The 22,232-nt window shown below is 63.2% G+C and carries 17 protein-coding genes; 6 read left to right on the top strand and 11 right to left on the bottom strand.

Annotated features, from left to right (window positions below):
• Positions 1–46: 46 nt before the first annotated feature.
• Together AC0L28_RS10730 and pepN are read right to left on the bottom strand one after the other, a co-directional pair.
• Positions 47–2,374 carry a PAS domain-containing sensor histidine kinase gene (locus tag AC0L28_RS10730; protein ID WP_128184614.1) on the bottom strand — a complete coding sequence of 776 codons (2,328 nt, stop codon included), beginning with the start codon at positions 2,372–2,374 and terminating at the stop codon, positions 47–49.
• Between the two features lie 317 nt (positions 2,375–2,691).
• Entirely contained in the window at positions 2,692–5,337 is a 2,646-nt protein-coding gene (gene pepN, locus AC0L28_RS10735; RefSeq protein WP_473477295.1) for an aminopeptidase N, read from the bottom strand.
• Positions 5,338–5,492: 155 nt separating this feature from the next.
• Between pepN and AC0L28_RS10740 the strand changes: the two genes are divergently transcribed.
• Both AC0L28_RS10740 and AC0L28_RS10745 read left to right on the top strand, forming a co-directional pair.
• Positions 5,493–7,799, top strand: a complete 2,307-nt coding sequence (locus AC0L28_RS10740; protein ID WP_473477297.1) for a xanthine dehydrogenase family protein molybdopterin-binding subunit — start codon at positions 5,493–5,495, stop codon at positions 7,797–7,799.
• A 44-nt stretch (positions 7,800–7,843) separates the two neighbouring features.
• Positions 7,844–8,746 carry a DMT family transporter gene (locus AC0L28_RS10745; protein WP_084833792.1) on the top strand — a complete coding sequence of 301 codons (903 nt, stop codon included), beginning with the start codon at positions 7,844–7,846 and terminating at the stop codon, positions 8,744–8,746.
• 9 nt (positions 8,747–8,755) lie between these two features.
• Here the strand turns inward: AC0L28_RS10745 and AC0L28_RS10750 are convergent, their stop codons facing one another.
• From AC0L28_RS10750 to AC0L28_RS10760, 3 genes are all read right to left on the bottom strand, one after another.
• Positions 8,756–9,559 (bottom strand): helix-turn-helix domain-containing protein, encoded by an 804-nt coding sequence (locus AC0L28_RS10750; protein ID WP_287341848.1) that lies wholly within the window; start codon positions 9,557–9,559, stop codon positions 8,756–8,758.
• 74 nt (positions 9,560–9,633) lie between these two features.
• Positions 9,634–10,521 (bottom strand): uracil-DNA glycosylase, encoded by an 888-nt coding sequence (locus tag AC0L28_RS10755; protein ID WP_473477300.1) that lies wholly within the window; start codon positions 10,519–10,521, stop codon positions 9,634–9,636.
• 127 nt (positions 10,522–10,648) lie between these two features.
• Positions 10,649–11,293, bottom strand: coding sequence for a hypothetical protein (locus AC0L28_RS10760; protein WP_128168068.1), 645 nt, complete (start codon positions 11,291–11,293; stop codon positions 10,649–10,651).
• Between the two features lie 238 nt (positions 11,294–11,531).
• On the opposite strand from AC0L28_RS10760, the gene AC0L28_RS10765 reads away from it, so the two are divergent.
• Both AC0L28_RS10765 and AC0L28_RS10770 read left to right on the top strand, forming a co-directional pair.
• Complete coding sequence (locus AC0L28_RS10765; protein WP_473477302.1) at positions 11,532–13,211, top strand: electron transfer flavoprotein-ubiquinone oxidoreductase; 1,680 nt, start codon at positions 11,532–11,534, stop codon at positions 13,209–13,211.
• Positions 13,212–13,355: 144 nt separating this feature from the next.
• Complete coding sequence (locus tag AC0L28_RS10770; protein WP_023800798.1) at positions 13,356–13,961, top strand: DUF922 domain-containing protein; 606 nt, start codon at positions 13,356–13,358, stop codon at positions 13,959–13,961.
• 1 nt (position 13,962) lies between these two features.
• Here the strand turns inward: AC0L28_RS10770 and AC0L28_RS10775 are convergent, their stop codons facing one another.
• From AC0L28_RS10775 to AC0L28_RS10795, 5 genes are all read right to left on the bottom strand, one after another.
• On the bottom strand, positions 13,963–15,024 hold the full coding sequence (locus tag AC0L28_RS10775; RefSeq protein WP_473477498.1) for an endonuclease/exonuclease/phosphatase family protein: 1,062 nt from the start codon (positions 15,022–15,024) through the stop codon (positions 13,963–13,965).
• 106 nt (positions 15,025–15,130) lie between these two features.
• Entirely contained in the window at positions 15,131–16,591 is a 1,461-nt protein-coding gene (locus tag AC0L28_RS10780; RefSeq protein WP_236371758.1) for an AMP nucleosidase, read from the bottom strand.
• A 129-nt stretch (positions 16,592–16,720) separates the two neighbouring features.
• Positions 16,721–16,915, bottom strand: a complete 195-nt coding sequence (locus AC0L28_RS10785) for a hypothetical protein (protein WP_128168071.1) — start codon at positions 16,913–16,915, stop codon at positions 16,721–16,723.
• Between the two features lie 35 nt (positions 16,916–16,950).
• Positions 16,951–17,100 carry a hypothetical protein gene (locus AC0L28_RS10790; protein ID WP_287258542.1) on the bottom strand — a complete coding sequence of 50 codons (150 nt, stop codon included), beginning with the start codon at positions 17,098–17,100 and terminating at the stop codon, positions 16,951–16,953.
• Positions 17,101–17,305: 205 nt separating this feature from the next.
• Positions 17,306–17,650, bottom strand: a complete 345-nt coding sequence (locus AC0L28_RS10795; RefSeq protein ID WP_473477304.1) for a DUF2147 domain-containing protein — start codon at positions 17,648–17,650, stop codon at positions 17,306–17,308.
• A 463-nt stretch (positions 17,651–18,113) separates the two neighbouring features.
• Here AC0L28_RS10795 and AC0L28_RS10800 point away from each other — a divergent pair, with 463 nt between their 5' ends.
• Together AC0L28_RS10800 and AC0L28_RS10805 are read left to right on the top strand one after the other, a co-directional pair.
• Positions 18,114–18,380, top strand: a complete 267-nt coding sequence (locus AC0L28_RS10800; RefSeq protein WP_027152750.1) for an SEL1-like repeat protein — start codon at positions 18,114–18,116, stop codon at positions 18,378–18,380.
• A gap of 463 nt (positions 18,381–18,843) precedes the next feature.
• The gene (locus AC0L28_RS10805) at positions 18,844–19,962 is read left to right on the top strand and encodes an ABC transporter substrate-binding protein (protein WP_128172686.1); all 1,119 of its coding nucleotides are present in this window, start codon (positions 18,844–18,846) and stop codon (positions 19,960–19,962) included.
• A gap of 202 nt (positions 19,963–20,164) precedes the next feature.
• Here AC0L28_RS10805 and AC0L28_RS10810 read toward each other — a convergent pair whose 3' ends face one another.
• On the bottom strand, positions 20,165–22,123 hold the full coding sequence (locus AC0L28_RS10810; protein WP_473477308.1) for an acetyl/propionyl/methylcrotonyl-CoA carboxylase subunit alpha: 1,959 nt from the start codon (positions 22,121–22,123) through the stop codon (positions 20,165–20,167).
• Positions 22,124–22,232: the final 109 nt, after the last annotated feature.

Below are 22,232 nucleotides of genomic sequence, written 5' to 3' on the forward strand. Positions count from 1 at the left end.
GTCCGGCGTTTTCCGAAAGTTGCAACCGCTTCACGACGACAGAGGGTCAGGCGGCGGCCCTGACCGGCTGCGTCGGCTTCCTGGTCGGAATGCGCACCGACACGATCGTGCCGGTGCCTTCGGTGGAGCGGATTTTCAAGGCGCCGCCCTGAAGCTCGGCCAACGAGCGTGAGATGGCAAGGCCGAGGCCGGAACCGGCATGGCTCTTGGAGAACTGGTTCTGCACCTGCTCGAACGGCCGCCCGAGCTTGCTCAGCGCCTCCTTCGGGATGCCGCAGCCATTGTCTTCGATCGTCAGCACCAGAGCGCTGGAGGTGTTGCGGGCCCTTACCGCAATGCGGCCGCCCTGGCCGGTGAACTTCACCGCATTCGACAGCAGGTTGATGATGATCTGCTTGATCGCCCGGCGGTCGGCGAACAGTGTCAGCGAATCGGGGATGCGTGTTTCGACGGTGATCGACTTTTCCGCCGCCTGCAGCGAGATGACGCGCACCGTTTCCCGCATCAGCGGGCAGAGGTCGATTTCCTCCTGATCCATCGAGAACTGGCCGGCCTCGATCTTCGACATGTCGAGGATGTCGTTGATGACGCCCAGAAGATATTTGCCGCTGCCGTTGATGTCGGTGGCGTATTCCTCGTAGCGCGGCGAACCCAGGGGCCCGAACAGCGCCTGTTCCATCAGTTCGGAGAAGCCGATGATCGCGTTGAGCGGCGTGCGCAATTCATGCGACATGTTGGCCAGGAACTCGGATTTGGCCCGGTTCGCGGCCTCGGCGCGCTCGGTTTCTTTCATGTATTTGTGATTGAGCTCGACCAGTTCGCGCGACCGCTCTTCCTCTGCCCGGCGGGCAAGGCTGAGATCGTGGATCGTGGCCATCAGCCGGCGCTCGCTGTCGACCAGCTTCTCCTGGTGCAGCTTGATCTGGGTGATGTCGGAGCCGACCGAGACGGTGCCGCCGTCCCTGGTCCGCAATTCGTTCACCTGCAGCCAGCGGCCATCGGCAAGCTGCCGCTCGAAGGTCACGCCGCCTTGCTGCCCGTTGGTGTTGGCAAGCCGGCGCTCCGAGGCGAAGGCAAGCATGCGATCTTCAAGAACGGCGCGCGAGGCGCCCGGCATCACGTCGCGATCCGACAGGCCGTTGTCCTGCTGGTACTTGGAATTGCACATGATCAGGCGCTGGGCCGAATCCCAGAGCACGAAGGATTCGTTGATGTTTTCGATGGCCGTTCGCAGGCGAAGATCCGCGGCCTCGGAGCGCAGCGCCAAATGCCGCTGCTCGGTGACGTCGACGGCGATGCCGATCAACTGGATCTCCGGCGCTTCCGGGTCGATCACCTGCGCTCTTGCGCGCATCCACACCCATTGTCCGTCGGCGTGGCGCATCCGGAACACCTGGTCGATGTGGTCGATCTCGCGTGCGACGATCCTGTTGGCGAGTTGGAACAGGTCGCCGTCCTCCGGGTGGATGATCCCGTCGACCTCGCCGAACGACAGCATCGTGTCGCAGGGCTCATAGCCCAGCATGTCGTACATCGAACGCGACCAGTACATCTTGCCGCGCACCATGTCCCAGTCCCACAGGCCGCAGCGGCCGCGCACCAGCGCCATGTCGATGCGCTGGTGCGCTTCGAGATAGATGCGGTCGGCGGTCTGGGCGCGCGCCGCCTGGCCGAAATAGGCATAGAGAACGATGATCAGCACGCCGGCCGTCAGCACGAACAGCGTGACGTTGAGCGAAACGGTCTTGCGCCACGTGTCGAAGACCGCATCCTGCGGGACGAGCGCTGCGGCAGCACCATTCCTGCCGTTTGCCAGGCTCACCGCCGCATACCAGTCCTGGCCGCCGATGCTGACCTCCATCACCCCGGCGCGGTCGCCGAACATGAACAGCGGTTGACCGCCCTGGGCGATGGCGTCGAGCGACCGCCCTTCCCAGCCCGTCGATTGCGGTGTCACGGCAACGATCTTGAACGCGCTGTCGGTGACCGCAAGCACGTGGCTTCGGCCCATGGCGCCCTGACGGCTGATGCCCTCCAACAGGTCCTGCGTCGCGCCAGGCGTCGAGGCCATGCTCGCATCGACGCTGATCGAACTGGCCAGTTGGCCCGCCGCGAGCGAGAGGATCGCCTTGGCGTCGCGTTCCACGTCGTCGCGCTCGTGCATCAGCGACAGGAACCGCAGTGCCGCGATGACAATCAGGAAAATGATGATGAGGGCCGGTATCGATCGGCGCAGCAATGGCTCGGCTGCCAGAAGCCGTCGGTAGGCGGGTTCGGCGATAAGCCGCGCATTGCCGGCGAGACCGTCGCTTCCCGCCTCACGCTGCTCAAAACCCGTCCCTCCGGGCGCGCCCCACGCGTCCGCCTTCGCCATAAATGGCTCTCCCCGATTTTAAATCTGCTTGACGATCCGGCGACGCCGCACTTCCGAATCTTCAGCTAAAGAATCAAAGGTGATTCGGCTTGTCCATAGGCGCAGCGAAAAAAGATTAAAAATCGACTAAAATAATGGACTTTCCCGCCCGATGGTGCCGGGCGGCAACCTTCTAAGGTGTGTTGAGATTCAGGTCAGGCCGTGCCGAGAACGGTGGATTCCGAGAACCGGAGCGGAGCGTACTTTTGGGTACGTGAGCACCGGAAGCGCAGGAAGCCGCCGTTCGCAGGCCGGCATCACCTGAATATCAACTTACCTTACGCCAGCGTGCGCTCAATGATGTCGCGCAAATCGGCCGACAGGTTCTCGGTACTGGCAATCGAAAGCAGCGCTTCCCTTGCCTTGCCCTGCCGGGCAGGTTCCAGCGAGCGCCATGATCTGAGTGCCGTCGCCAGCCTGGCGGCCAATTGCGGGTTGCGCTTTTCGACCTGCAGGACCGTTTCGACGAAAAACCGGTAGCCCTCGCCGTCGGCGCGATGGAAGCCGGTCTGGTTGGCGCTGGAAAACGTGCCGACGAGCGAGCGCACCCGGTTCGGGTTGGCCATCGAGAAGGCCGGGTGGCCGGTCAGGGCGCGCACTGCATGAATGGTTTGCGGGCCCGGCACGCTGGCCTGGATATGGAACCATTTGTCCATCACCAGCGGATCGGTCGCATATTTCGCTTCGAACTCCGCCAGCGCCTTGACCGTCTCGGGCGAACCGCCATGGCGCAGCGCAAGCACGCTCAATGCGGCGGCGCGGTCGGTCATGTTGGTCGCGGACTGGAAATGCCGGGCCGCAAGCGTCGCACCTCCTTGCAGCAGCGAAAGATAGTCGAGCAAGGTGTTGCGCAGCGCCCGGCGACCGGCGCTTGCCGCATCAGGACTGAAAGCGTCCTTGTCGGTCAGTCGATCGTAGAGGTCGGAGAATATCTCCCGATTCGCCTCGGCGATTGCGACCGTCAGCGCCTCGCGGGCCGAGAAAATGGCATCGGGGTCGATGTTCTTGCCGATGTCACGGGCGATATCGGCTTCGCTTGGAAGCGCCAGGGCCAGCGCCCGATAGGCCGGTTCGAGTGTCTCGTCGCCGGCTATTTTGCCGGCAAGCTCGATCAACCGCGATGCGAAACCGGGCTGCTTGCCGTCAAGGACCTGGCGGAAGGTGGATATCAGAGCCTCGGTCAAAAGTGTGTTGAACGCCTGCCAGCGCGAGAAGGTATCGTTGTCATGGCCAGCAAGGAAGAACTGATCGTCGGCCCTCTGCTCGACGGAAAGCGTCACCGGCGCCGAGAAGCCGCGATTGAGCGACATCGCCGGGCGCTCGGCGACGCCCGAGAAGCGCACCATATGCCGGCGCCTGCGGATATGGATGACGCCGTCCTCGACGCTGGCGCCCTCGACGCCGCTATATTCTATCGCTTTGCCGTCGGTGCCGACCAGGCTGAAGGCCAGCGGAATATGCATCAGCCGCTTGCGGCTTTCGGACGGCGTTGGCGGCACCGACTGCTCGATCTCGAGCGTGAATTCCTGGGCCGCCGCATTGTGCGTCGAACTGATGGTCAGATTGGGCGTGCCGGCCTGATGGTACCAGAGCGAAAATTGCGCGAGGTCGCGCCCGGACACATCCTCGAACACCTTGATGAAGTCCTCGATTGTCGCAGCCTCGCCGTCATGGCGCTCGAAATAGAGATCCATGCCGGCCCGGAACGTCTCGGCGCCGAGAATGGTGCGGATCATGCGCACCACTTCCGAGCCCTTTTCGTAGACTGTCGCCGTGTAGAAATTGTTGATCTCGCGGTAGCGGCGCGGTCGCACTGGATGCGCCAGCGGTCCCTGGTCTTCGGGAAACTGATGTGCCTTGAGCGTGCGCACTTCGGCAATGCGTTTCACCGCTCGCGATCGCTGGTCGGCGGAGAATTCGTGATCGCGGAAAACCGTCAGCCCTTCCTTCAGGCAAAGCTGGAACCAGTCACGGCAAGTGATTCGGTTGCCAGTCCAATTGTGGAAATACTCGTGCGCGATGATCGCCTCGATATTGGCGAAATCGGCGTCCGTTGCGGTCTCCTGGTCGGCCAGCACATACTTGTCGTTGAAGATGTTGAGGCCCTTGTTCTCCATCGCGCCCATGTTGAAGTCGGACACGGCGACGATGTTGAAGACGTCGAGGTCGTATTCGCGGCCGAACGCCTCCTCGTCCCATTTCATCGACCGTTTCAGGGCGTCCATGGCGTAGCCGGCGAGCCGCTCCTTGCCCGGCTCGACAAAGATGCCGAGCTCGACCTCGCGGCCGGACAATGTGACGAAGCTGTCCGCGACCTTGCCGAGAGCGCCTGCGACCAGCGCGAACAGATAGGACGGCTTGGGGAAGGGGTCGTGCCAGACTGCATAGTGCCAGCCGTCGGCAAGTTCGCCGCCGCCAGCCGGGTTGCCGTTGGAAAGAAGCAGTGGCGACTCGTGGTGCGGCGCCTCGATGCGCACCGTATAGACCGACAGGATATCGGGACGGTCGAGAAAATAGGTAATGCGCCGAAAGCCCTCGGCCTCGCATTGCGTGCAATAGACGTTGCTCGAGCGATAGAGGCCCATCAGGGCTTCGTTGTGCGCCGGCGCCAGCTCGGTTTCGATCAGGAGCTGGAAGCGGGCTGCTGTAGGCGGCGTGGTGATCGTCAACTGATCGGGCGTGGCGAAAAAATCGGCCGGCGCAAGTGTCTGGCCGTCGATTGCGATGCGGCTGAGCGTCAGGCCATCGCCGTCCAGCACCAGCGGCATTGACGCCGCGACGCCGTCGCGGCGCTCGACCGTCAGCACGGCGATGACGCGCGTGGCTTCCGGCGACAGGCGGAAAGTCAGGCCGGTTTCCGGAATGAGATAGTCGGTGGGGCGATAGTCTTCGAGCTTGAAGACCTGGCCGGTGTCCGTGCGCATTCCGTTGGTTTTCCTGTCGATTCCCGCAGCGGCAGGTGGGTCCGCTGGTCGAAGAAATGTGAAGCACGCGCTCTTTACACGAAACCGTCACTCGACAAAACTGGCGCAGCGCCTATTTCAGGCACTCGTTTTCCAATCATCGTCGCGAGGTATCCATGACCGTCGTCACACCGAAATTCGGCATGGGCGCCTCTGTGCTGCGTCGCGAGGACCAGGCCTTCATCAAGGGTCTCGGCCGCTATACGGACGACATCCAACCGGCCGGCCTCCTGCACGGCTATGTCCTGCGCTCGCCGGTGGCCAAGGCAAGCTTCACCCTCGGTTCGACCGAGGCGGCCAAGGCGGCATCTGGCGTCCATCTGGTGCTGACCGGTGCGGATCTTGCTCATCTCGGCAAGCTGAAATCCGGCGTCATGCAGAGGCAGCCGGACGGCACCAAGGCGCCGACCCGCGACATTCCGGTCCTTTGCCGCGACCGGGTCAATTATGTCGGCGACGCCGTCGCCTTCGTCGTCGCCGACAGCCGCGCGCTGGCGCAGGACGCGGCCGAACTGATCGAGGTCGAATACGAGGGCGAGGATGCCGCGTCCGGCACCGCCACGGCGCTTGACGAAGGCACGCCGCTGGTCTGGCCGGAACTCGGCTCCAACCGTGCCTTCAGCTACCACATCGGCGACAAGGCGAAGACCGCGGCGGCATTCGCCAGGGCGGCGCATGTCACCCGCATCGAATTCATCAACAACCGGCTGGTCTGCAACTACATGGAGCCGCGTTCGGCGATCGGCGAGTGGAACACGCAGGAGAACCGCTTCGTGCTGACCACGGGCTCGCAGGGCGTGCATTCCATGCAGTACATCCTGGCCGACGTCTTCAAGATCAAGAAGAACCAACTGCGCGTCATCACGCCGGATGTCGGCGGCGGCTTCGGGCCGAAAAGCTTCGTCTATCGCGAGCATCCGCTGGTGCTGGAGGCCGCCAGGCGCCTTGGCCGCCCGGTGAAATGGGCCGGCGACCGCACCGAGCATTTCCTCACCGATGCGCAAGGCCGCGACAATGTCGTGACCGCCGAGATGGCGATGGACAAGGACGGCCGCTTTCTCGGCATGAAGGTCGATCTCCTCGCCAATATCGGCGCCTATATCTCGCAATACGGCCCGTTCATCCCCTATATCGGCGTCACCATGTCGACCGGCGTCTACGACATCCAAGCGCTCGACGTTTCGGTGACCGGGCTCTACACCAACACTTGCCCAGTCGATGCCTACCGCGGCGCCGGCCGTCCGGAAGCGGCATTCCTGCTGGAAAAGCTCGTCGACGCCTGCGCCCACGATCTGGCCTTGCCAGTCGAAGAGATCCGCCGGCGCAATTTCATCAGGCCCGAGCAGTTCCCTTACCGCACGCAGACCGACCGCCTCTATGATACCGGTGAATTCGCAGGCCATATGGACCGCGCCATCGAACAAGCGGAGTGGCAGGCGTTCCCGGAGCGACTGGCGCAGTCGAAGGCGGAAGGCAAAATCCGCGGCATCGGCATGGCGACCTATATCGAGGCCTGTGCCTTTCCCGGCTCTGAACCGGCCTTTGTCGAATTGAACGGCGACGGCACGGTGACGCTGAAGATCGGCACCCAGACCAACGGGCAGGGGCATGCGACCGCCTATGCGCAGTTCCTCTCGGAAAAGCTTCATCTCGACATCGGCAACATTCATGTCCGCCAGGGCGACACCGACGAGCTGAAGGCCGGCGGCGGCACCGGTGGCTCGCGCTCCATTCCGCTTGGCGGTGTGTCAGCTTCTCGCGCCGGCGAGGATCTGGCCATCAAGATCAGGCGCATCGCCGCAGATGAGCTGGAAGCCTCGGCCGACGACATCGAATTGTCCAACGGCGTTGCTCGCATCGTCGGCACCGACCGCACGATCGATTTTTCGAGCATCGCCAAGGCAGCCAAGAACCCGGACGATCTCAAGGGCTTTGGCGAGTTCGTGCAGGACGAATGCACCTATCCGAACGGCACCCACATCTGCGAGGTCGAGATCGATCCCGACACCGGCGTGACGGAAATTGTCCGCTATACGATCGTCGACGATTTCGGCGTCACCGTGAACCCTATGCTGCTGGCCGGCCAGGTGCATGGCGGCGTCGTCCAGGGCATCGGCCAGGCGCTGACCGAGAACACGGTCTATGACGAGGACGGGCAGCTGTTGACGGCAAGTTTCATGGACTATGCCATGCCGCGCGCCGACGATTTGCCGTTCTTCCATTTCGAGACCCGCAACGTGCCCTCGACCACCAATGCGCTCGGCATCAAGGGGGCAGGCGAGGCGGGCACGATCGGAGCGACGCCGGCCGCGCTCAACGCGGTGACGGATGCGCTCTATCGCGCCTGCGGCATCAGGCACATCGACATGCCGGCAACGCCGGCGCGCATCTGGGCGGCGATCCAGGAAGCAGCTGCCAAGTGAACCCGACGGACCATCCCGGCGGGCACAACACGCTGACCGGGATCATGCTCAAGATCGTGTCGGTGGCGGTCTTCGTCGCCATGTCGTCCTGCATCAAGGCGGCGGGCACGGTGCCGGCCGGCCAGATCGTCTTCTTCCGCTCGTTCTTCGCCATCTTTCCGATCGTCGTCTTCCTGGCCTTCCAGGGAAAACTTGGCACCGCATTTTCGACCAAGCGCCCGCTCAACCATATTGCGCGCGGCGTTGTCGGCGTCTGCGCCATGGGGCTCGGCTTCTTCGCGCTGATTCGGCTGCCGCTGCCGGAAGCGATCGCGCTGAACTACGCACAGCCGCTGCTGGTGGTGGTGTTCAGTTCGATCTTCCTCGGCGAAGCGATCCGCGTCTATCGCTGGAGCGCGGTTGCGGTCGGACTGGTCGGGGTGCTGGTCATCTCATGGCCGGAACTGACGCTGCTGGGTTCGGGCGCAGCACTCGGCGATCAGGAGGTGCTCGGCGTCATCGCCGCACTGGTCGCGGCAGCGATCTCGGCCGTCGCCATGCTGCTGGTGCGCAACCTCGTCCAGAGCGAGCCGACGGCAACCATCGTGCTGTGGTTTTCGGTGACGGCGAGCCTCCTGGCGTTGCTGTCGCTGCCGTTCGGCTGGCAGGCGCTGACACCGGCGCAGGCGGGCCTGCTCATTGCTGCAGGCTTTTGCGGCGGGCTCGCCCAGATTCTGATGACCGCCGCCTATCGCCATGCCGAGGCCTCGGTCGTGGCGCCTTTCGAATACACGTCGATGCTGCTTGGCATCGTTGTCGGCTATCTCGCCTTCGGCGACGTCCCGACGGTTTATATGCTTATCGGCGGCGTGATCGTCGTTGCCGCCGGCATCTTCATTATCTGGCGCGAGCGGCAACTGGGCCTTGAACGTGCCCGCACCCGCCAGGCGACCCCGCCACAAGGATAATCAGGACGGCTAGGCCCGCTCGTTCGCCAATCGCACCAGCACGGTCCTTGTCTGCTCATCGGCGGGGAAAAACGATTCGATCGCCAGTTCCGACAGCGTCACGTCGAGCGGCGTGCCGAACACGGTGATGGTGCTGATGAACGACAGCACGGCATCGCCATGCGCAAGCCGCAGCGGGTGCACGATCGCGTTCGGCTCGACCGGCAGCGGCCGTGCGCCGTTCAGGCCGGACGGATAGGTCCGAAGCTCGCGCTCCAGTTCGACCAGAACCGGGTCGCCTGAAGCGTCGTTCTGGTGTTTCAGCCGGTCGAGAAGATGCGCGCGCCATTCGGCCAGATTGACGATGCGCGGCGCGACGCCACCCGGGTGCAGGCTGAGCCGCAGCACGTTGACCGGCGGCTTCAGCAAGGAAGGCTCGGCGACGTTGGCGAGGAACGGGCCGATGGCGGCGTTTGCCGACACCAGGTTCCAGTGCCGGTCGACAGCCAGAGCCGGGAAGGGTTCGTGACCCTTGAGCACGATCTCGACCGCCGCCATCGCCGGCGCCAGCGAGGCATCGGTGAGCGGACGCTCGCTGAAGCTGGGGGCAAAGCCTGCGGCCAGCAGGAGCTGGTTGCGCTGCCTCAACGGGATCGACAGCTGCTCGGCCAGATGCAGCACCATGTCGCGCGAGGGTGCCGCGCGGCCGCTTTCCACGAAACTCAGATGCCGCTGCGAAATTTCGGCTTCCATGGCGAGATCGAGCTGGCTCATGCGCCGGCGCGTGCGCCATTCGCGAATGAGGCTGCCGGCGGAAGTCTGGGTTGCGGTCATGGGCGCATGACTAGGCCGGCCGCAGATGCATTTCAATTACCGGGGAGGTTATAGCGCCGCTCTTCCCTTCACCCTCAACCCAGCGTCCGCAGTTTCGCCTTCACCTCAAGAAAATCCCGCCACGCCAGCTTCTTGTGCGCGGGGGTTCTCAAGAGATAGGCCGGATGAAGCGTTGGCATGGCGGGGATGGCAATGCCGGCGGCGGTCGTGTGGACGCGCCAGTTGCCGCGCAGCCGCAGGATGCCCTCTGTGGTGTTGAGAAGGGTGCTTGCCGAGGGGCCGCCCAAATTGACCAGCACCTTCGGATTGACCAGCTCGATCTGCCGTTCGATGAACGGCCGGCAAATCTCGGTCTCGTGCGGCGTCGGCGTGCGGTTGCCCGGCGGCCGCCAGGGAATCACATTGGCGATGTAGGCCGAGGTCCGGTCGAGGCCGATCGCGGCCAGCATCCGGTCGAGCAGCCGGCCAGAGCGGCCGACGAACGGCAATCCCTCGATGTCCTCGTCGCGCCCGGGTGCCTCGCCGACCAGCATCACCGCGGCATTCGGATTGCCGTCGGCGAACACCAGGTTCTTGGCGGTGAATTTGAGGTTGCAGCCGTCGAATGCCGCCATGTGCTGGCGAAGTTCGTCCAGGGTTGCCGCCGTCGTCGCCAGGTGTCGTGCCAATGCCGCTTGCTGCTCGTCGGGCACTGTCGCCGTACCGGACGGCGCGCGCACCGCCGGCGCCGCAGCTTGCCTTTCGCCCATTCCGGCGCGTGACAGGCTTGTCGAGCGTGGCAGCGCTGCGTTCTCACCGGTTGGCGGCGTAACTGTCGCTGACGCCCGCTCAGGCGGCTTTGACGCAGCCTCGGCAAACCTGTTCAGCGGCTCCTCTTCGAGCGCTTCATCGACGCCGGCGCTGGCGTAGAAGGCCAGCAGCTCGGCAATATCAGGTCGGTTGTCTCGGGAAACGGCAGTCATGCTTTCACATTCAGTCGCGCGGCAGGAATTTGCAACATCGTGATTGGCGCGATGCTTCATGATTTCGTCATCGTCGGGCGGAGCATGAGCGAAGAGACGTTGCGAAGACCCAGTATGACGAAGTAGTTCAGCTCGACGGTATACGCGGATCCTGCACCAGATAGAACGTCCAGCGTGGTGTGTAGTCGGTGATCAGGTAATCGAATTTTGCCGTCTTCAACGGGTCGATCTTGCCGCTCTTGAACAGCAGCCGGTCATAGGGTTCGAAGTCGCGATCGAAATCGGCAAAGCTGCTCGACCAGATGTTGTCAGGCGTTTTGTTGCGCTGGTCGAACGACAGGCCGTCGCCGAACACGCTCGGCCGGTGGAGTATCTCCTGGAGCTCGAATTGGAACTCGACCCAGGCCTGGCCGCTGTTGTTGAGCACGTCGATGCGCATATACATGAGGCCGTTGGCAAATTGGCCCGCAGTGCCGAAGGGGTGGATCGGCTTCGTCGTGCGGATCGTCAGTGTCACTGGTGTCGCCGAATTCAACTCTTCGGTGATGACAAGCGGGTCCTCCTTTGTCCCGATGCCCGAGGCGCTGGTGATGCGGAAGCCGCCCAGCTCGTCGGAAAAGGAGTAGGCTCCGGCCACCCAGACCCTTTGCGGCTCGGCGTGGGCGCCAACGGACGCCAGCGGCAAAAGGGCCAAAACGAGCGCCCGGCAAACCCGTCCGGGCGGCGAAAAAAAGCGCGTCGATGAAAAGCCGGATGGCCCGTATGTGCGCATGGTGCGAAGTATGGCCGATAAGCAAGCCGTCGAACAATTAAAAAAAATCAGGGCAACGGCTCTCTTTGGACCCGGATCGATGTTGGTGGACCCGCAAATCGCGATTTTGTAGTACGATGCGCGGCCTTTTGACGAAATCGGCATTGTCACGTCAGCGCCGGTTTCGCGTCGCGAATTGATGCGCTATGCAGCGGATAAGCCAGCAAGATGCGCAAATGCGGCAGCCAGTGAGGGGTTGATGAGCGAGATCGAACGCGAAAGCATGGAATTCGACGTGGTCATCGTCGGCGCCGGTCCGGCCGGCCTCTCGGCCGCGATCCGTCTCAAGCAGGTCAATCCCGAGCTTTCCGTCGTCGTCCTGGAAAAGGGCGGCGAAGTCGGCGCTCACATCCTGTCCGGCGCCGTCGTCGATCCGATCGGCATCGACCGGCTGCTGCCGGGCTGGCGTGACGAAGAGGGACATCCGTTCAAGACGCCGGTCACCGCAGACCATTTCCTGGTCCTCGGCCCCGCCGGTTCGTTCCGTCTGCCCAATATCCTGATGCCGCCGCTGATGAACAACCACGGCAACTACATCGTTTCGCTCGGCAATGTCTGCCGCTGGTTGGCGACCAAGGCCGAGGCGCTGGGCGTCGAGGTCTATCCGGGCTTTGCCGCCGTGGACCTCATTTACAGTGACGAGGGCGCGGTCACCGGCGTTGTCACCGGCGATATGGGCGTCGAGAAGGATGGCACGCATGGCCCGGGCTTCGCGCCGGGCATGGCGCTGATGGGCAAATATGTGCTGATCGGCGAGGGCGCGCGCGGCTCGCTGGCCAAGCAGTTGATTGCCAAATATCATCTTTCCGACGGCCGCGAGCCCGGCAAATACGGCATCGGTCTCAAGGAGCTCTGGCAGGTCAAGCCGGAGAACCATCGGCCGGGCCTTGTCCAGCACTCCTTCGGCTGGCCGCTCGACATGAAGACCGGCGGCGGCTCCTTCCTCTACCATCTGGAGGACAACCAGGTGGCGGTCGGCTTCGTCGTCCACCTCAACTACAAGAACCCCTACCTGTCGCCGTTCGACGAGTTCCAGCGCTTCAAGACCCACCCGGCGATCAGGGCCACATTCGAGGGCGGCAAGCGGCTCGGCTATGGCGCCCGTGCCATCACCGAGGGCGGCTGGCAGTCGGTGCCGAAACTGTCCTTCCCCGGTGGCGCGCTGATCGGTTGTGCTGCCGGCTTCGTCAACGTGCCGCGCATCAAGGGCTCGCACAATGCCGTGCTCTCCGGAATGCTGGCGGCCGAGCATGTCGCCGAGGCGATCGGCGCCGGCCGCGCCAATGACGAACTGGCTTCTTACGAGGCGGCATGGCGGGCAACCGACATCGGCAAGGATTTGAAGAAGGTGCGCAACGTTAAGCCGTTGTGGTCGCGCTTCGGCACCGTCGTCGGCGTCGGCATCGGCGGTCTCGACATGTGGCTGAATTCGCTGTTCGGGTTCTCGCCTTTCGGCACGCTGAAGCACGGCAAGGCCGATTATGCGACGCTGGAGCCGGCCGCCAGGCATAAGAAGATCTCCTATCCGAAGCCGGATGGCGTGCTCACCTTCGACCGCCTGTCCTCGGTGTTTCTGTCCAACACCAACCACGAGGAAAACGAGCCTGTCCACCTGCTGGTCGCGGATATGGATCTGCAGCGGCGTTCCGAGCACGATGTCTATGCCGGGCCCTCGACACGCTACTGCCCGGCCGGCGTCTACGAATGGGTCGACAAGGATGGCAACGCCGCCGCCGATCCCGCGGCGAAGGACGTGCGCTTCGTCATCAACGCGCAGAACTGCGTCCACTGCAAGACCTGCGACATCAAGGATCCGAACCGAAACATTACCTGGGTGCCGCCACAAGGTGGAGAGGGACCAGTCTACCAAAACATGTAGCCCAGCAAGCCAGAACGGCCCGGCGGCCGTGTCGCCCGCCGATCAAATGAAGGCGCGTGAAGGCCTATTATATGTGCGGCGTCTAAAAGAAGTTGAAGCGGGGCGGCGCCTGTGGTTCCATTCTTTCTGACCCGGGAGATGACCATGCGCCTGGCGGTTCTGACGTGCCTTGCGGCGATTGGCGGCTTGTGCGGCTTCGCACCGTCGGCATTGGCTGACACGAAGGTGCTGGTCAAGACCCGGACCTACGACATCACTGGAACCACGGGCGCTGCCCTGATCGAGGCCATGGACCGCAACGGTCCGAAGCGGCACGGCTTCATGACGCACGCCATCGCGCTGGCCGCCTATACCGTAGATTGGGACCTCGACGTCACGAGGGAGGGTGGTGTCTGCCGTCTGCGGCAGGCCAATGGCACGCTCGATCTCACCTACACCTTGCCGCGTTTGGCCTCGGCCGCGACGCCGGCACTGCAGAAGCGCTGGAAGCGGTTTTTCGCGGGCGTTCGTGCGCACGAGCATAACCATGGCCGCATCGCCAGGGCAATGATGCGGGCGACCGAAAGATCGATCACTGGACTGGAGTTCGCCGACAACTTGTTTTGCAGCAAGACGCACCGCGAGGCGAGGCGCCGGATCAAGGCCGTCTATGCCGAATACGAGGCGAAACAGAACGCCTTCGACGCGCGCGAGCATCGCGACGGCGGCCATGTCGAGCACCTCATCAGGGCGCTGTTGCGCAAGCAGTAACTCAGCTTTGGGTCCTGCCGTTCTGTCTCACCGATGCCGTCGCGGTTTCGTGTTCATCGACCGGCTTCTTCTGTTCCGGCCTGAGCGAGAACTCCACCATCAGCGGAAGATGGTCGGAGCCGGTGTTTTCCAGCCTCGACACCGAATGGACGAAAACCGCGCCCTTGCTGAAAACAAGGTCGATCGGCAGTCCGGCGAAGCGCAGGAATTCCGGCAGCTTGATAGGGAGCCAGGTCGGCCCCGGCGAAGGCGCCACGGTCAGCTTGCCAAGACCTGCCACGCGCCGGACGGCGGCGCTCCACGGCGCCGCATTGCAGTCGCATGCCAAGATCGATGTCTCGCCGAGCGAGGCGAACTCGCCCGACAATCCGCCGATCTGCCGTGACTGGTTGCGCGGCCATGGCCAGATGAGGTGCATGGCGGCGACGTCGACGTCGGTTCCGCCGAAATCGACGGTCGCGATGGCCATCGCGCCGCGGCCATCGCAGCGCGGTTGCGTGCCGGCGGCAAACGGCCGTCTGGACAGCAGCGCAACGCCGAACACGCCATTGGGGTAGGGGCAGAGGATCCGGTGGGGGTAGGCGCTGGCGAGAAGTCCAAGCTTCGCCTTCCACATGTCGGACACCTCATCGAGGGTGATCACATCAGGCTGGGTCCGGCCGATCAGCGACAGGACTTTTTCAGGCGTTGCATTGTTGAACCGCAGGTTCATCTGCAGCAGGCGGTAGACCGCCAGGTCACCGGGGTGAATCGGCTGATCACCGGGGTAAACGGGCTGGTCGCCGGCCTCGGCTTCGTAGGCTGCCTGGACCGGCCACAGGCGGGGCACCGACAGGGCGTTCGAGGTGGTGGCAAAGGCAGCCACTGCAAAGAGCAGCGCCGTGGCCGCCTGCAGGCGAAACGAGGTCGCCAGCAGCGGCAGCGCGCAAAGCGCCATCAGCACGGCAAGATGGACGCGGAAATGAGCGAAGGAATCGAAGGCCGGATGCAGCGTTCCGAAAAACCCGGCCACCAGCGCGGCCGAGAAGACGAGCATTGCGACGAATGCTGCCGACGCCATCATGTTTCGAACGGGTACCATCTACTTTGCTTATCGGCAGAAATGCAGCCCAAAGCAAGATTACGAAATGCCCTGCCGCGCTGTTACCAGGGTCGCAGGCCGCTCGCTCCTACTGGAACGCGGTCTCCGAAAAGCTTCTGAGCTTGCGCGAATGCAACCGTTCCATCGGCATCTCGGCCAGCTTTTCCATCGCCCTGATGCCGATGGTCAAATGCTGTGCCACTTGCCGCTTGTAGAACTCGGTCGCCATGCCGGGCAGCTTCAATTCGCCATGCAGCGGTTTGTCGGAGACGCAAAGCAGCGTACCGTAGGGTACGCGGAATCGGAAGCCATTGGCGGCGATCGTCGCCGACTCCATGTCGAGCGCGATCGCCCGTGACTGCGACAGCCGCTGCACTGGCCCACGCTGGTCGCGCAACTCCCAGTTGCGGTTGTCGATGGTAGCTACTGTGCCGGTCCGCATGATACGCTTGAGGTCGTAGCCGGAAAGGCCGGTGACTTCGGCGACCGCCTCCTGCAGCGCCACCTGGATTTCGGCCAGCGGCGGGATCGGCACCCAGACCGGAAGATCGTCGTCCAGAACATGGTCTTCCCGCACATAGGCATGCGCCAGCACATAGTCGCCCAGCGCCTGGGTGTTGCGCAGGCCGGCGCAATGGCCGAGCATCACCCAGGCATGCGGCCTGAGCACCGCTATGTGGTCGGTGATCGTCTTGGCGTTGGAGGGGCCGACGCCGATATTGACCATGGTGATGCCGCCATGGTTCGGCTTCTTCAGATGATAGGCCGGCATCTGCGGCAGGCGCGGCGGCGCCACGCCATGGCTGGGCGCGCTTTGTCCAGCCTTGGTGACGACGTTTCCCGGCTCGACGAATTCGACGTATCCGCCGCCGCCTTTCGCCATCAGATCGTGCGCACGGGCGACGAATTCGTCGATGTAGAACTGGTAATTGGTGAACAGCACGAAATTCTGGAAATGCTGGGGACTGGTCGCCGTGTAGTGCGACATCCGGTGCAGCGAGTAGTCGATGCGTTGCGCCGTGAATGCCGCCAATGGCCTGGCTTCGCCTAACGCCACTTCGAACGTGCCGTTGGCGATCTGGTCGTCGGTGCCGTCGAGATCCGGCACGTCGAACAGGTCACGGATCGGCCGCCTGATGCGCTCGGCTGCCGCGCCGTCGACATGCGAGCCTTCCAGGAACGCGAAGTGCAGCGGGATGGGCGTCGTCGATTCCGAAACCGTGACCGGAACGCCGTGATTGCGCATGATCAGGCGAAGCTGCTCGATGAGATAGCGTTCGAAAAGGGCGGGCTGGGTTATGGTGGTCGAGAAATGCCCGGGCGTCGGCATATGGCCGTAAGCCTGCCGCGAGTCGATCTGGGTGAACGAAGTCGTGGTGACGCCGACCTCCGGATAAAACGCCCGGTAGCGCTTGTTGTTGTCGCCGCCTGCGGCGAGCGCCGTAAACGAATCGCGCAGGAATTTGGTGTTGCGGTCGTAGAGCGCCTGCAAGGCCGCGACGGCCTTTGCTGCATCATTGAAGATCTGCCGGCCAAACGGCTCCGGCATCACGACTGAGTCTATGGCTTGGGGATAGATTCGCTTTTCCATGACCCAATATAGAGGCTTGGCCATGCGGTTGGGAGGGGGCCGAAGGATCGTTTTTTATTTTGCATGGTTTCGATGAAGGCCGATTGCCTAGCCGCGCCGCAGGCTGATCAGCAGCACAAAGCCGACGCCGGTCTTCTTCAGCGCCGGCGCTTCGATTGTCGAGCCGGCATCGGCGCGCATCGTCGGCACGGCCAGAACCGGGGCCGCAAGAACCGTCAGGATGAGCGCCGCCCGTGGCAGGACCCGAAGGGTTTTCAGGACGTTGGCGACGATGCGGTTCATGGCTTTGCTTTTCTCCTCTCGAAGTCTTTGTCGGTTCAGGGGCGAAAATGGTTCACGCAACCGAACCGGCAGGAATTTGCCTGGTCCCAGTTGCGGGCCGAGCGCCCCTCGGCAACGAGGATGGCGAACGACATGCCGAACAGGCTCATCAGCAGGCAGACGATGGTGAAGCGGCGGGCGAACATGGCGTGGTGTCTCCTTCGACACGCATGAGAATGCCCTGATGCAACTGAACCGGTTCTGATGCCGGCGTTCATCTGCGGTTCAAATTTGGACTGTTAGGGCGCAGAAGGCGCAGCCTGCGCGATCGATCGGAGTTCGCAAACACAGAGGCGCGAACAAAAACGGGGCCTTTGCGGCCCCGCTTTCATTGTGGTGCAGTCGAAACGATCAGAGCTTGTGCCAGGTCTGGCTCCTGCAGATCAGCCCGCCGAGCACGCAGCCGCTCATCTTGAGCGAAGCGCCTGAGACCGAGGCCTTGCCCGAATAGGTCTTGTCGGTCTCAGGGTCGGTTATCGTCCCCGTATATTTGTTGGCGCCGGACACCTTGAACGAACCGATGCGCTTGCCGGCAAACCTGCCGGATTTGAGCGTGATGGAAAATGCGTCGCCACCGCCCGTGATGGCGGCGGTCGAACCGGCTTGCGTTTTCCAGTTGCCTTCGATCGGGTCGGCCCAAGCGGTGCCGGCCATGATCAATGTGGCCGCGAGGGCCATGCTGATTTTGCGAAACATGTTTCTCCTCCCTGTGGGCATCCGGACGAACGTTCCGCCCCGCCAGTCTGCCTCTTACGCAAACGTAAGCTAATCCACCTCCCGGCAAAACAAAAGCGGTGCCGCTGCGGAAGACTTCGGGATTTTTCCCGGCCGCCTGAAGCGGTCTGGTCGGCGAGAAATGAAACACCGGGCATGCTGGCTTTGTCTTCCGTGGTTAGCGGAGTCTTGATTTGCGCCTCGCAAATTTTCATCAATTTTAGTCCAAACCGGCGCAATTGCTGGCTTTGCATCGTTAATGAATTTCCACGTTTACCTCTTGTTTTAGCTTTGTTTTCCTCAAATTAAGCACGCCGTTTAACGACGGATTCAAGCCTTCGGTTCATTCTCGAAAGCATCGAAAGAGCGGCCGCCCCAAGGGTTTCCAAGGGACAGAACGAGGCAGCTCTCGGGAGCCTGACAGGGGCTAGAACAGGGGATTGAAATGGCACGTTTTGAAATGCCTGAAGCCGGCTTCGGCGCCATGGGGGCAACTGCCCAGGCCGACATTCTTTTCGAACTGGGCATGATGTATGCGACCGGCCGCGATTGCGAGACCGATGTCGTCGCCGCCCACAAATGGTTCAACATCGCTGCGATCAAGGGCTCGGTGCGCGCCGCGGAACTGCGCTCGGAATTGTCGGCCGCCATGTCGAAAGTCGAGATCGCCAGGGCGCTGCGCGAAGCCCGCGAATGGATGACGATGCACTAAGTCTCACCTGAGCTCATCAGGTCCGGAGCTCATCAGACACTGAGATCACCGACAGGGACGCTTCAAGGCCGCGCGAAGACGGCCGGACCGGCAAGAACAAGGCCGCGCAAGACAGCCGGACCAACCATGACAAGAACGCCGCAGGCCGGATACAGCCAAGCTGCGCGACGGACAGGGAAGGCGAGCGGTTTCGGGGCGCGTGAGAGCGTTCGGGATTGTTCGATCGACAAAAGCCGCGACCGGCCGGAACAAGGCAGGCGCGGCTTTTCGCGTTTTCGGGACCATGATCCCAAAAAGTGGAAACCGGTTTTTGGAAAAGATCATGGTCAAACAGAAAGCCGGCAGGCCCAATCGAGTGCCGCCGATGCGCCAAGACAGGCTTGGCGAACGGTGAAATTCTCCCACCTAATCTGGAAGAGGCGCGGTCGGAGCGGCCGCGCGCGAGTGGAGGAGTTGTATCGCCATGAAAAAGTTGGGTATTTTGAGCGCGGCCATTGTCGGCCTGGTGATGAGCGCGCCGGCCTTCGCCGAAGACATCACCTTTTCGGTGGTCGGACCGATGACCGGACAGCTTGCCACCATCGGCGACCAGTTCAAGCAGGGCGCGCAAGCCGCCGCCGACGCGATCAACGCCGCCGGCGGCGTCGACGGCCGCCAGATCAAGCTCGACGTCCAGGATGACCAGTGCGATCCGAAGCAGGCGGTTTCGGTCGCAAACCGCATCGTCGCCAACGGCGTCAAGTTCATCGATGGCCATGCCTGCTCGGGCTCGAGCATCCCGGCCTCGGCCGTCTATGCCGAAGCCGGTGCGATGATGATGAGTCCGGCTTCGTCGAACCCGGAGCTGACGGACGCGGCGGCGAAATCCGGCTGGCCGACGATCATGCGCCTTTATACGCGCGATGATGCGCAGGGCGCCTTCATCGGTCCATGGATCGCCAAGAAATACGCCGGCAAGAAGGTCGTCATCATGCATGACAAGAGCGCCTATGGGCAGGGCGTGGCCGATGCCGTCAAGGCGACGATGAACCAGAACGGCCTCAACGAGATCCTCTATGAGGGCATCAACGCCGGCGAAAAGGACTATTCGGCGCTTGTCACCAAGCTCAAGGAACTGAAGGCTGATGTGGTCTATTTCGGCGGCTACCACCCAGAGGCCGGCCTCATCCTGCGCCAGTCGGCGGAACAGGACTTCAAGTTCCAGCTGATCATGCCGGACTCGATTGCCACGCCGGAATTCTGGCAGGTTGCCGGCCCGGCCGGCGAAGGCACCATGTTCGTCTTCCCGTCGGATCCGCAGGCGAAGCCCGAAGCCAAGCAGGCCATCGAAAAGATCAAGGCGGGCGGCTTCGTGCCCGAGGGCTTTACGCTGTTCTCCTATGCCGTGATCCAGGCCTTTGCCGAGGGCATCAAGCGCGCCGGCAGCGACGACCCGGCCAAGGTTGCCGAAGCGCTGAAGAATGGCCAGCCGATCAGCACCGTCGTCGGCCCTGTCACTTTCGATGAAAAGGGCGACCTCAAGAACGTCAGCTACGACATCAACCAGTGGCACGACGGCAAATACGCGCCGATCCAGCCTTAATCGCCATTGCATGTCGCGCAAAAGTGCGCAGCGGTTTTGCGGAAACGACATGCACAAAAACAAGAACTAAAGCGCGTCGCGTGCGACGCGCTTTAGCGCCTGGCGACAATCGGAGATGGCCGGGGCAGATCCGGCCATTTTCATTTGGTCATGCGTTTGCGGCGCGCGTCTTCCGTCGTCGCCTCTCCTTGGATGAACAGCGTCAGCCGTGGGCTTCCTCGGCAAAACGCACCAGCACCGTCCCATCGGTGACCTGTGCGCCCTCTGTTGCGATCTCGGCGATCGTCCCGTCATGCGTGGCGGAAATCGTGTGCTCCATCTTCATCGCTTCCAGGATCAACAGCGGCTGGCCCTTGATGACGGTTTCGCCTTTTGCCGCGTGCACCAGCTTGACCAGTCCTGGCATCGGCGCGCGCAGGCTGTCGGCACCGGCGGCGATTTCGTCGGCCCTTGCCAACGGGTCCGGCACCGCGAAGCTGTAGCCGACGGCGCCTGAAAAGACAGTGACATGGCCTGGCCAGCGGGCGAGGCGAGGGGCAGCGCGAAGATCAAGCGCGCTGTCATAAGGTGCGTCCAGTGCCACCTGGAAGCGCCCGTCCGGCCGCATCGATACAAGCGCCAGGATATCGTCCTCGCCGTAGCGAAGCCGCGTGCGCCGCGCCATCGCGTGGAAATGCGCATAGCCGGCAAGCGACGACCACGGGTCGCGGGTCGGCGCCTGAGCCCCGGCGCCGGACGCTGCAAGTGCGGCCGCGGCGACGATCTCGCTGCTCGGCGGCGGCACTGCGGTCAGCGCTTGCTGGTGCCTGCCGATCAGCCCGGTGTCGACGTCACCTGCCGAAAAACCCGCGTCAGCGGCGAGAGCCGCGAGAAAGGCGGTGTTGACGGTCGAGCCGGCGATCTCGGTTTGCGAAAGGGAAATGCCCAGTGCTTCGAGCGCCGCCTGCCTGTTCTTGCCATGGACGACGAGCTTGGCGATCATCGGGTCGTAGAACGGCGAGATGGCATCGCCGGTCCGCACGCCGGTCTCGATCCGCATGCTGGCGCCCTCGGGCGCTGTATCCGGAAATTTCAGGTGATGCAGCGTGCCCGTCGCCGGCAAAAAACCCTTTGCCGCGTCTTCGGCATAGATGCGCGCCTCGAAGGCATGTCCGGAGAGCGCAATCTCGCTCTGCGTCTTCGGCAGCTTTTCGCCGGACGCCACCCGCAACTGCCATTCGACCAGATCGGTGCCGGTGACCATTTCGGTGACGGGGTGCTCGACCTGCAGGCGGGTGTTCATTTCCATGAACCAGAAGCGGTCGGCCTTCAGCCCTTGCGAGGCGTCGACGATGAACTCGATCGTGCCGGCGCCGGAATAGTCGATTGCCTTGGCGGCCTTTACCGCCGCCTCCGTCATTGCCTTGCGCAATGGCGGCGTCATCCCGGGGGCGGGGGCTTCCTCGATCACCTTCTGATGGCGCCGCTGCGCCGAGCAGTCGCGCTCGTAGAGATGCACGACATTGCCGAAGCTATCGCCGAAAACCTGAACCTCGATGTGGCGCGGCTTGTCGACATATTTCTCGACCAGCACGCGGTCGTCGCCGAACGCGGCCTTGGCCTCGCGCCGCGCACCCGACAGCGCCTCGGAAAAGTCGTCGGGATGTTCGACGCGCCGCATGCCCTTGCCGCCGCCGCCGGCGCGCGCCTTGATCAGCACGGGATAGCCGATCTCGCGTGCCTTGGAGGCGAGCAGCACGATCTCCTGCGCCTCGCCGTGATAGCCCGGCACAACCGGCACGCCGGCCTTCTCCATCAGCCGCTTGGCCGCGTCCTTCAGCCCCATGGCGCGGATCGAGGCGGCCGACGGGCCGATGAAGACGAGCCCGGCCGCTGTCACCTGATCGACGAAATCAGGGTTTTCCGACAGAAAACCGTAGCCGGGATGGATGGCTTCGGCGCCGGTGGCCAAAGCCGCCGCGACGATCTTGTCGCCGCGCAGATAACTTTCGCCGACCGGCGAGGGTCCGATATGCACCGCTTCGTCGGCCATCTCGACATGCAAGGCGCCAGCGTCGGCGTCGGAATAGACGGCGACCGTGCGCACGCCCATCCTGCGCGCGGTGCGGATCACCCGGCAAGCGATCTCGCCGCGGTTGGCGATCAGGATTTTGGCGAACATGGGACCTCCAAAGCCAGAGCTTGCCGCCAACGGCGCGAATGCTCCTTCACGCGGGCTGTGGCAACACCCTGCTTTGCAGTCCGGCCATTGTCAAAGGATCGGTAAGCCA

It is taken from the genome of Mesorhizobium sp. WSM4847 (assembly GCF_055811335.1).

What these genes read in the sequence shown, in the direction of transcription:
- AC0L28_RS10730 (WP_128184614.1), bottom strand. Translation starts at nt 2,374, where the DNA reads ATGGCGAAGGCGGACGCGTGGGGCGCGCCCGGAGGGACGGGTTTTGAG.
- pepN (WP_473477295.1), bottom strand. Translation starts at nt 5,337, where the DNA reads ATGCGCACGGACACCGGCCAGGTCTTCAAGCTCGAAGACTATCGCCCC.
- AC0L28_RS10740 (WP_473477297.1), top strand. Translation starts at nt 5,493, where the DNA reads ATGACCGTCGTCACACCGAAATTCGGCATGGGCGCCTCTGTGCTGCGT.
- AC0L28_RS10745 (WP_084833792.1), top strand. Translation starts at nt 7,844, where the DNA reads ATGCTCAAGATCGTGTCGGTGGCGGTCTTCGTCGCCATGTCGTCCTGC.
- AC0L28_RS10750 (WP_287341848.1), bottom strand. Translation starts at nt 9,559, where the DNA reads ATGACCGCAACCCAGACTTCCGCCGGCAGCCTCATTCGCGAATGGCGC.
- AC0L28_RS10755 (WP_473477300.1), bottom strand. Translation starts at nt 10,521, where the DNA reads ATGACTGCCGTTTCCCGAGACAACCGACCTGATATTGCCGAGCTGCTG.
- AC0L28_RS10760 (WP_128168068.1), bottom strand. Translation starts at nt 11,293, where the DNA reads ATGCGCACATACGGGCCATCCGGCTTTTCATCGACGCGCTTTTTTTCG.
- AC0L28_RS10765 (WP_473477302.1), top strand. Translation starts at nt 11,532, where the DNA reads ATGAGCGAGATCGAACGCGAAAGCATGGAATTCGACGTGGTCATCGTC.
- AC0L28_RS10770 (WP_023800798.1), top strand. Translation starts at nt 13,356, where the DNA reads ATGCGCCTGGCGGTTCTGACGTGCCTTGCGGCGATTGGCGGCTTGTGC.
- AC0L28_RS10775 (WP_473477498.1), bottom strand. Translation starts at nt 15,024, where the DNA reads ATGATGGCGTCGGCAGCATTCGTCGCAATGCTCGTCTTCTCGGCCGCG.
- AC0L28_RS10780 (WP_236371758.1), bottom strand. Translation starts at nt 16,591, where the DNA reads ATGCCGGAGCCGTTTGGCCGGCAGATCTTCAATGATGCAGCAAAGGCC.
- AC0L28_RS10785 (WP_128168071.1), bottom strand. Translation starts at nt 16,915, where the DNA reads ATGAACCGCATCGTCGCCAACGTCCTGAAAACCCTTCGGGTCCTGCCA.
- AC0L28_RS10790 (WP_287258542.1), bottom strand. Translation starts at nt 17,100, where the DNA reads ATGTTCGCCCGCCGCTTCACCATCGTCTGCCTGCTGATGAGCCTGTTC.
- AC0L28_RS10795 (WP_473477304.1), bottom strand. Translation starts at nt 17,650, where the DNA reads ATGTTTCGCAAAATCAGCATGGCCCTCGCGGCCACATTGATCATGGCC.
- AC0L28_RS10800 (WP_027152750.1), top strand. Translation starts at nt 18,114, where the DNA reads ATGGCACGTTTTGAAATGCCTGAAGCCGGCTTCGGCGCCATGGGGGCA.
- AC0L28_RS10805 (WP_128172686.1), top strand. Translation starts at nt 18,844, where the DNA reads ATGAAAAAGTTGGGTATTTTGAGCGCGGCCATTGTCGGCCTGGTGATG.
- AC0L28_RS10810 (WP_473477308.1), bottom strand. Translation starts at nt 22,123, where the DNA reads ATGTTCGCCAAAATCCTGATCGCCAACCGCGGCGAGATCGCTTGCCGG.